Annotated in this window: 7 protein-coding genes; 2 read left to right on the forward strand and 5 right to left on the reverse strand. The window is 43.6% G+C overall.

The annotated features are described in order from the left end of the window. Window positions 1–167: 167 nt before the first annotated feature. From KI659_RS17150 to KI659_RS17165, 4 genes are all read right to left on the reverse strand, one after another. Window positions 168–1,412: a hypothetical protein gene (locus tag KI659_RS17150; RefSeq protein WP_213946609.1), complete on the reverse strand. Its 1,245-nt coding sequence runs from the start codon at window positions 1,410–1,412 to the stop codon at window positions 168–170. 97 nt (window positions 1,413–1,509) lie between these two features. Further along, window positions 1,510–1,809 carry a winged helix-turn-helix domain-containing protein gene (locus KI659_RS17155; RefSeq protein WP_213946610.1) on the reverse strand — a complete coding sequence of 100 codons (300 nt, stop codon included), beginning with the start codon at window positions 1,807–1,809 and terminating at the stop codon, window positions 1,510–1,512. After that, the gene (locus KI659_RS17160) at window positions 1,806–2,429 is read right to left on the reverse strand and encodes a hypothetical protein (protein ID WP_213946611.1); all 624 of its coding nucleotides are present in this window, start codon (window positions 2,427–2,429) and stop codon (window positions 1,806–1,808) included. Before KI659_RS17160 ends, KI659_RS17155 begins: the two co-directional genes overlap by 4 nt. A gap of 71 nt (window positions 2,430–2,500) precedes the next feature. Then, the gene (locus KI659_RS17165) at window positions 2,501–4,897 is read right to left on the reverse strand and encodes an ABC transporter permease (RefSeq protein ID WP_213946612.1); all 2,397 of its coding nucleotides are present in this window, start codon (window positions 4,895–4,897) and stop codon (window positions 2,501–2,503) included. Window positions 4,898–5,152: 255 nt separating this feature from the next. On the opposite strand from KI659_RS17165, the gene KI659_RS17170 reads away from it, so the two are divergent. Further along, entirely contained in the window at window positions 5,153–6,316 is a 1,164-nt protein-coding gene (locus tag KI659_RS17170; RefSeq protein WP_213946613.1) for a hypothetical protein, read from the forward strand. Between the two features lie 33 nt (window positions 6,317–6,349). On the opposite strand, the gene KI659_RS17175 is transcribed toward KI659_RS17170, so the two are convergent. Further along, complete coding sequence (locus KI659_RS17175) at window positions 6,350–7,909, reverse strand: hypothetical protein (RefSeq protein WP_213946614.1); 1,560 nt, start codon at window positions 7,907–7,909, stop codon at window positions 6,350–6,352. A 174-nt stretch (window positions 7,910–8,083) separates the two neighbouring features. Here KI659_RS17175 and KI659_RS17180 point away from each other — a divergent pair, with 174 nt between their 5' ends. Continuing rightward, the gene (locus tag KI659_RS17180) at window positions 8,084–8,986 is read left to right on the forward strand and encodes a helix-turn-helix transcriptional regulator (protein WP_213946615.1); all 903 of its coding nucleotides are present in this window, start codon (window positions 8,084–8,086) and stop codon (window positions 8,984–8,986) included. Window positions 8,987–9,074 lie beyond the last annotated feature (88 nt).

Genomic DNA, 9,074 nt, shown 5'->3' on the forward strand with positions numbered 1-9,074 from the left:
CACAACGGACACGAAGTTTAAGAATTAGTCACGCCATGAGAAATTGGTCACAAAGTCGACGAAGTTCAAAAAATAAGTCGCACGAAGGAGAAATGGGCATAAAGGGCACGGGGAGAAGAAAAAGAGCAGGGAGCGAATCCCTGCTCTTGACCTTTATGTAAGCTTCCCTATTGAAAACCGAAAAGGAATGGAAATAGAAAAGTTACAATAAGGGCCCATATGGCGTAGAGTGGCAGGTATCGGGCCGTGGTATGCCCTACGCCTTGAATGGTTGCTCTGCCCGACAAAGCCATTAGAAACTGCCTAGTCACCAACCCGAGATTGATTAGGATCAGGAGGTTTGCCCCTAAAACCGCCGCCCTGTTTGGGGTGATTCCCCATTCCGCAATTCGGAAAACTATTGCAGATAATGCGATGCAATTGACCGTAATGGTCACAATCGACAGTAATAGAAGAATCCAGAGCTCTGTCCTGTTTTGTGTGTTTTTTGATGTTTCGGCCACAGAAAAGAATATGATGGCCAAAACACCAATTAATAGGAGATTGAAAATAAGCAAAAATTCACGGTCATTGTATGGGTTTTTTCCTGAGTAAACCATGGCAATCAGATAAATGAATAACATGACCAGGACCAAGGGACTAAAGATTTTAGCTATCACGGGTGAGACTTTTCCAACCAGCAGTGGGTTGCTTTGGATGAGAAAGGTACCGAAGATAGGAACAGCCGGTAAAAAGAATATCACAAAGTTCTTAAAATAGAATTCGCCAATCTCTAAGCCAATCAAGGAAAAAAGGCCAATTGTGATGCCAGTCATCATTGCCCCGGCAATGCAAATGAGTGCCGATATTACAACCAGGTCTCCATTATATTGTAAATATTCTAGGCGTCTTCCTATGCTATTTGTTCTGTTGCCCACAAACACAAAGCCCAACAATGCCCATAGTACAATAATCAAATGGATGCAGGAGAGGGTCAAGGTGTCACTTTGTGGCTCGTTGGGGAGAAGGTTGATATAAAGCACCCCTATCAGGATGGCAATTGCCAATAAGGCTATTTTTACTGAAGATAGTTTTTGTCTCCAGGAAAAATAAGCGGCCAGTGCGGGGAAAATAATGAAACCGATGTTTCTGGAATAAAAAAACTCTACCGGAAGGGAAAAAATTGCAGGGAGCTTTGCCAAAAGGCCTGCACACAAGGAGGCCATTAATACTAAGCCCAATTCCCTGCCGTTGCCCCAATTCAATTCGTCGGTTTCAAAATTTAGCCTTTCATGCCAAAAGTCAGCCAAAGGTTTACCTTTAAGACCGGGATAAAGAGTGGTGAATTCTTTTTTGAAGGCCAGCTTGTTGTTTCTGTACAATTTTTCCAGATAGCTTGGGTCGTCAAGATGGGGGAGGATTTCAAGTTTCATAGCGAGTTAAGTTGTTTTATAAATTGATCAGTGATAGTTGAATAATGATTATGAAAGTACTTTGTGTTTCAAAGTAATTGTTCAAAAAAAATATGCTTTACTTTTGACTTTTTATCAAAGCTTCAAGGGCATTCAGATGTTCCTCAAATGCCCTTTTTCCGGCTTTGGTCATGTAATACATCGTGTTAGGTTTGCGGCCTATGAATGTTTTTTTTACTCCTACAAATTCTTCTTTTTCAAGAGCTTTCATATGGCTGGCAAGGTTTCCGTCCGTGACTTCTAAATATTCTTTTAGGGCTGTGAAATCCAGAGATTCATTTACGGCAAGTGCAGACATTATCCCTAACCTCACCCTGCTTTCAAACGCTTTATGTAAATCATTGATGATTGTCTTCACTTCTCGTACTTCAGGTGCATGTAAATCCCATAAACAATGTGCATGACCCCGAATCCTATGGCCCAGAAAAGGAGGCCATACCCTATAAAATAGGTGGCCATCAAGCCCAGCACAATTTCTGAAATCCCCAGGTATTTTACCTCTTCATAAGTGTATTTGCTTCCCTGAAGCAGTGAAAGGCCATAAAAGACCAGGGTTAAGGGAGCCATTAGGGCGTATAATCCTTTCGAATAAATTATAAGCACCAAAATACCCCCTGTCAATAGGGGGATGGTCATATTTATTACAAGCCTTTTTGAGCTTGCGTTCCAAAGTGTTTCCCTATTCTTGAGCGCCTTTTTATAAGGAAAATAAATAGCAGTGCCAATGGCCAATGCCAGCACCACTAAGGCCAAAAGGAAGATGTCGTTAACAATTCCGGGTACTTCCTGTCTTTCTAGGGTATTATATACCAACTGATCATTTTTATAATATGACCTGTAGGCGATAAAAGCTCCGATTAAAGCATATATACCAGCCATAATCCCTGGCCAGCCGGTCAGGGTCAAAAACTTGGAGGATCTCTCCATCATGGATCTGATCTCTGATAAGTCATTGATATATTCCTGTTCTGTTTTCATAGAAAGTACTTTGTATTTCAAAGTTAGCACTTTTTTCAATTTTGCAAATAGGTCAAGAGAAATTTTTAAAATTAGTTGCCCTTAAGTATTTCCGCTGGATTTCCCAGTGCCGCCTTAATAGATTGATAGCTAACTGTGATCAGGGTGATGAGTCCAACGAGCAAAGCTGCTTTGAGGAATAGAAAAGGAGTAATCTCTATCCTATAGGCAAAATTAGCCAGCCAGCCACCTGAGGTGTACCAGACCAGGGGTACGGCTATGGCGAATGCTATCATTATCATCACAAAGTACTGCTTGGTCAATACCAAAAGGATGCTGTCGGTCCGGGCACCGAAAACCTTTCTGATACTGATTTCCTTTGCTCTTTGGTGCACATGGTATTCCACTAACCCAAACAAGCCCATGCAAGCGACCAGTATTGTTAATCCTGCAAATATGTTGAGCAGGATGGAAAGGTTTTGCTCGGAGCGGTACATCTTGTTGAAATTGTCGTCCACGAAACTGTAGCTGAACAATTGGCCGGGCACTTGGTCATTAAAGATTTTCTCTACTTCTGAAATTTGGGCAGTTGCCATGTTCTTGTCCAGTCGCATAGTCAAGGTGTAATAAATCTCTGACTGTATGTGCATCACCAAAGGTGTAATGGCCTCTTTTAAACTGTTGGCATGAAAATCTTTGACCACTCCGATGACCTCTCCCTGTTTGACGGAATCGGCCGTCCACATATCCCAGTATAGGTTTTTGCCAAGGGCGTCCTCAGGGGTGCCGAATCCGAAGTTTTTGGTAGCAGTCTCATTAAGGATAAATGCCTTCTGGGGATCAGTTCCATAATCTCTGGAAAAATCTCTTCCCGCAAGTAGTTCCATACCAAAGGTTTGGATGTAATCATAATCGACCACAAACATAATGGTGCTCATTCTTTCCCCGGTCGTGGGATTTATCACCCCGTCCTGGGCAAAAATATCACCTGGGATTCCATAGCTCCAGGTGGCATGTTTGATTCCGGTACGATTCAAAATCTCAGTTTTTATACTTTCTAATTGAGAAGCTTTGACTCCACGCCCATAAACAGACATCAAGGTGTCTTTGTCAAAACCCATGTCTTTATTTTTCAAAAGGTTGTTTTGCTCAACCACGATCCAAGCACCTATGATAAGAAAAAAGGAGAGTACAAATTGTAAAATGACCATGGCTTTTCTGAAGGTTCCATGGCCACCCTGCATTTCCTTGGCTCCTGATATCACAGTAATAGGTTTGAAACTCGAAAGTAAAAATGCAGGATAAGCACCAGCTAATATGCCGAGTACCAGTAGAGTTGCTATAAGTAAGATAACTGAAGCCATCGACAACGGCAAAGAGAGTTCCTTGCCCGTAAGATCAGCAAGGAGGGGAATACTGAGCGAAGCCAATAGGATGGCTAACATTAAACCAAAAAAAGTAAAAGCATAGGATTCTAGGAGAAACTGGATTTGCAGATTTGACTTTTGCGCACCAATGACTTTTCGGACCCCAACTTCCTTCATGCGTTTCACAGCTCTTGCGGTGGAAAGGTTTATAAAGTTGAAGCAGGAAATAAGCAGTATCATGCCTGCGGCCACCATCAGGATATGTACGGTGTCCTTGTTGCCGATGATGGCCAGATCATATTGGAAGTTTGAAGATTTTAGATGAATATCATGTAGGTTTTGGAAATAGGGGACAGATTTAAAGCCGGAATCAGAGTTAAACGGTGCGGATTCCTTTTCGGCATAGGCTTGAACTTTTTTTTCCAAATCTCTAGAATCTGTTCCTTCCCTTAATTTGAAATAGGTGTACATCTGGTGCCAGGTCCAGGAGTCTATCCTTTCAGGAAGCCAGGTGAGGCTTTCCATAGAGATCAAAAAATCCAGTTGCAAATGGGAGTGGGATGGGAAATTCGCATAAACATGAGTAACCTCATGATCGGTGCCATCAATTTTTAAGGTCTGGCCAATAGGGTTATCAGATCCAAAGTATTTGCCAGCAAGGCTTTCCGAGATAGCCACGGCATTAGGCTTTGTCAATATCTGATTTGGGTCACCATCCAAAATGGAAATGGCCATGATGTCGAAAAGTTGACCTTCACCATGGGCACCACGGGTTTCGCTAAATAGTTTCTCCTCCAGCTGTACCTGCTTTTCTGAAATTGTGCCGAGGATCCTGGCAGTCTGCTCCACCTCCGGGAACTCCTCCTGTAATTTGGTTGCCAAGGCAGGCTGTACCATGGCTGCATAACGCTCACCTGATTCGGGAGAACTCATAATGCTGTAGATCCGAAAAACCCTTTCGCCCTCAGGGTGGTACCGGTCAAACTGCCATTCATCCCATATATATAGTGAGATCAAAATAACGGAAGCCAGACTGATCCCCATTCCGAGAATATTTATAGCGGAAAATGATTTGTATTTAACCAAATTTCTAAAGGCGATAAGCAGGTAGTTTTTAAACATGATTGCTAAGGATTGGATCAAAATGAGTTTATTACCATTCATATACCAATAAGAAAAGTGCCTCTGGGTATTGGCAGGGGCCTTTCCCTTCAACCACTCAGATTCAAATTTGGACAGTTTTGTCCGTAGACGGTCGAATTGGTTTATCAAAAAAGGATATACCCACTATACTTTTAATATTTATCAACCTACTTTTTGTTTAACAAACTTAATTCCCTTAATTTGACCTAATGTTTTAGCTTACATCTCTTTTTTATGAAATACAACCTTGTTTTAATTTGCGCCATTTTATTGGCAATTGGCTGCACTAGCCCTCAGGATGAAAAAAAATCGCAAGACTCATTGGCAGGAGAATGGGCCGTAGTGGATTCGGTTACAGTGGAATATTTGGGGAATATGACCCTTTCAGATATTTCTCCCGATGGAAAGCACCTGCTGGCCGCCGATTATCGGAAAAACACCTATTTTATCCTGAATGAATCCGGTGAGATATTGCAGGAACTCCAAAAGGGGGGCGATACTCCGGATACGTATGGGCAGTATTTATCCGAAATGGGCTTTTGGGATGACCAAACGGTATTCATCATGGGTACCAAAGCCATCAAATGGTATGACTTGCAGGGCAATGAAGTGAAAAGCACTCCCATGAAAGGGGATTATCAAAAGTCGGTAACCATGAGGTACACGGGAGGACAGGCCCAGAAGATTTCCCTAGGAGATGAGCAGCACCTTTTGCATCAGGGGCATATGCCTAAAATCAAAAGAACTGAAAAAAGATATATGGATGAAGTGAGAGGCGGTACCTTGATCAATACCAATAATTTTGAGATGATAGAGCTTTTTCCATTGGAAGAGGATAGCCGTTTCCGAGATGGTAATCTTTATGACAATGGTGATCTTTATTCAAGATTAGCTGTGGGTGAGGATAAAATCTATGTTAGTTTTGATGGAGACCCCACCTTATATGCCTATGAAAAAGATGAACCATTTAATTTGGCTTTCAAAAAACCGTTAACCCTGCAGAATGTGCAGCCCAACGAGGGAATGCCGGTGGAGTATGCTGATGTGGATGTCTATTTCGACCCGGCCAAGAGTGGGTTGAGGTTTTTGCAAGCGGATAACAGGTCGGTGTATCTTCAATATTTCGAGGGGATTTCCAAGGAAAGAATGGCTGAGTTGGAGCAGATTGATGATATGAATAAGTGGATGGCCGAATATGAAGAGGAATTAAACACGAGGGAGAACCGGCTGAAGCTGTTTGATGCGGAAGGAAATGAGCAAGTGGACTTACGCCTGCATGATAAATTTGACGGCCAGGCTGGTTTCCTAGCCCGACATGATCACCTTTATTTCAACAAAGTGAAAAATGAGGAGGAGGAAGAGGATTATGTGGTGTTTTATAAGGTGAGGGTGGAGTAGGCTGGCCCAAGTGCCCAAGCGACAACCTCCTGATCAGAATCTGCCATATAGATAGATGCCCACCCAGTCATCTTCACTTTCCCCGATTTTGTGGTAACCGTTGCGGGTGAGCCAGGTTTGGAATTCTTCCAGAAGCTGATCTTCATGCGGGTACTGGTGGATCTGCCGGTGGTACACCATCAGGCGCAGCTGGGCGGGGATTTCTTCCATCAGGTCAAAATGGCCAATGCTGTGCAGGTAATGGGTCCCCACTGGGTTTACGGCCAGTACCTCCCGGCTCCGGTAGACAAAGTCATTGGTGAACAGGGGGATTTTGGACTTGGAGGCCTTTTTGTTTTCCTCTACAAAATGACGGTAAAAGTGGCTGTAGTTTTTTGAGGTGATTTCCTGAAAAGGAAACAGGATGCCCGCCAGTAGCAGGATCCCTGCCAGGGCAGGCCATAGTTTTTTTCCGTAAAGCTTAAAGATCAAGGCGGAAATAAGGGCCAGCATCCCCGCCATGACCCACCAAGCCTGGCTTAGGGCAATAAGGCTCCCGCCAAACATCAGAATGGCCAAATTTCTTCTCCAGATTTCATTCTGCAACCAGCTCGGTACCCCATAGGCTATGGCCACACTGAGGGGAGCCACCATGATGATCATGTGACGGGGCTGCAGATACATGGGGTTGTAATGATGAAGGGAAGTAGTCATAAACCAGAACCCGGCCAATAGAAGGGTGTTGGCGATGGCAAATTCCAAATGGATGGGCTTATGGAATTTCATGCCCAAATACCAGCTAGGCAAGGCCAGCATTACCAAGACCCAGAGGTAATTTTCTGTCAGATGAATGAAGGGCTGATAGGTCAGACGGGAGAGTATGGCTTTCCATCCTGACTCAGCGTATGAATGGGAAAGTAAATGGTAGCTTTCCTGTAAGGTCATGATATGATAAAAGGGACTGTCAAAATTCCACCAGTAGTAAAGAAAATAGCCTGCCATTAAGATCCCCGCAAACGGGAAAAAATAGAAATAGAACTTAAGCGGCTTTTTGAAATGCATGTCAAAAGCCATCAGGATCAAGGGATAGATAAACAGAAATGAAACGGATTCTTTGGTAAAGAACCCCAAGAACATAACCAGTCCCATTGCTATGGCTGTCTTTGGGGCTTCGCTGTGGCGATACAGGGATAGGACTGGGATCAATAAAACCCAGAAGATAAGCAGACTATCCGGGAACAGTTTATTCAGATATTGAAGAGTGAATAGGTGAGTGACAAAGAAAATGACGCCCCACTTTTTAAGGTTCCGGTAGGGAATCACGAGCCATATTATGGTCAGCGTACCCAGATAAGCCACTAGGTTGATCAGTGTGGCCAACCTGTAAGATGGGCCAAGCAAGCTGGTAATCCAACCTGAGAACAGGTAACTTCCCCAGCGGTGACTGAGATAGTCCTCGGACTGGACCTGCTGGCCCTGGTAATAGGACTGCCCAAACTGAAAATAAAGCACGTCATCCTCAAAGGCAATCCCTTCATAGCCCAGTAGCCAATACAAGATTAGGAAGATGCATCCTGCTCCCAAATAATAGTAATGGCTATAAGGGTTTTTCATAGTTTACCTATTTTATGCAATATAAAGTTTATTTGCCAAATTTTATAGGTAGAGGGCGAAAGACGGAAGACCGAAGACGGGAGACAGATGTGCGGGTTGTGGGACAATTATTGTCAATTGTTAAATTTTTAATGATGTTTTTAGTAGTTTTGGGTTTAGATTTTTGATTAGGTTATGGCCAAAGTAGAGCAGCAGAAAATTCTTCGCGTATTTAAATTAATCAACCTTTTGAGGTCCAGAATAGGGAAAAATGTCCACCGGCTAGCCGAAACGCTGGAGACGGATACCCGGACTGTTTACCGGTATTTCAAGCTTTTGGAGGAGGTGGGGTTCAAGATTGAAAAGGAACACGGGAAATTTAAAATCGTGGATATGGTGGAGACCTCCTCGCAGAACCTTGTGGGAACCTTCACCGAGGAGGAGTCGGCCTTTTTGGCGCAGGCAATTGCCAAGTCGGGCAAGAAAAACAGACTTAAGGACTCCTTACTTGAGAAAATCCACGCCCGTGCGGAATTTAAGCAGAGCATAGAAAGTCTTTTCAATGCCAAACTGGGACTTTTTGTGGATGAGTTGGCCGAGGCTTTGAGGAAGGAATTGCAGGTGGAGTTGAGGGATTATTATTCCCTGCATACCGATTCGGTAAAGGATAGGCTGATTGAGCCGGTTGCCTTTACCAGGGACTACGATTACATCCATGCCTTCGATGTGGAAAGCAAGTCCATGAAGAAGTTCAAATTGGAAAGGATAAGTGACCTGAGGGTGAGCAACAAAAAGCAGTTGTATAAAAGTCTTCATTCCGAGATCAACGAGTCCATGTTTGGCTATTCGGGCAAAGCCAAATACAAGGTCAAGCTGAAATTATCCCACAAAGCTTATCAGCTTTTGATTGAGGGTTATCCAGAGGCCAAGCAGTTTACCAGCATCAAAAACAGGAAGCATTACTATTTTGACACCGAGGTGGCTGAGCTGCCGGGGGTGGGCAGGTTTGTTTTGGGCCTTCCCGGGGAAATCGAAGTGGTAGAAGGGCAGGAGCTCTTGGAGTACCTGAAAGAGCAGAAGGAAAAATTCACTTTTTAGTATGTGAAAATCGGTAAGAAGGCAATTTTTACTAGCCGATATTCAACTCCTCCGGAGTTGTGGGGCTTGGTGGTGGATGCTGTCCACG

Origin of the sequence: Litoribacter ruber (genome assembly GCF_018449405.1) — a bacterium.
Taxonomy (GTDB): domain Bacteria; phylum Bacteroidota; class Bacteroidia; order Cytophagales; family Cyclobacteriaceae; genus Litoribacter; species Litoribacter ruber.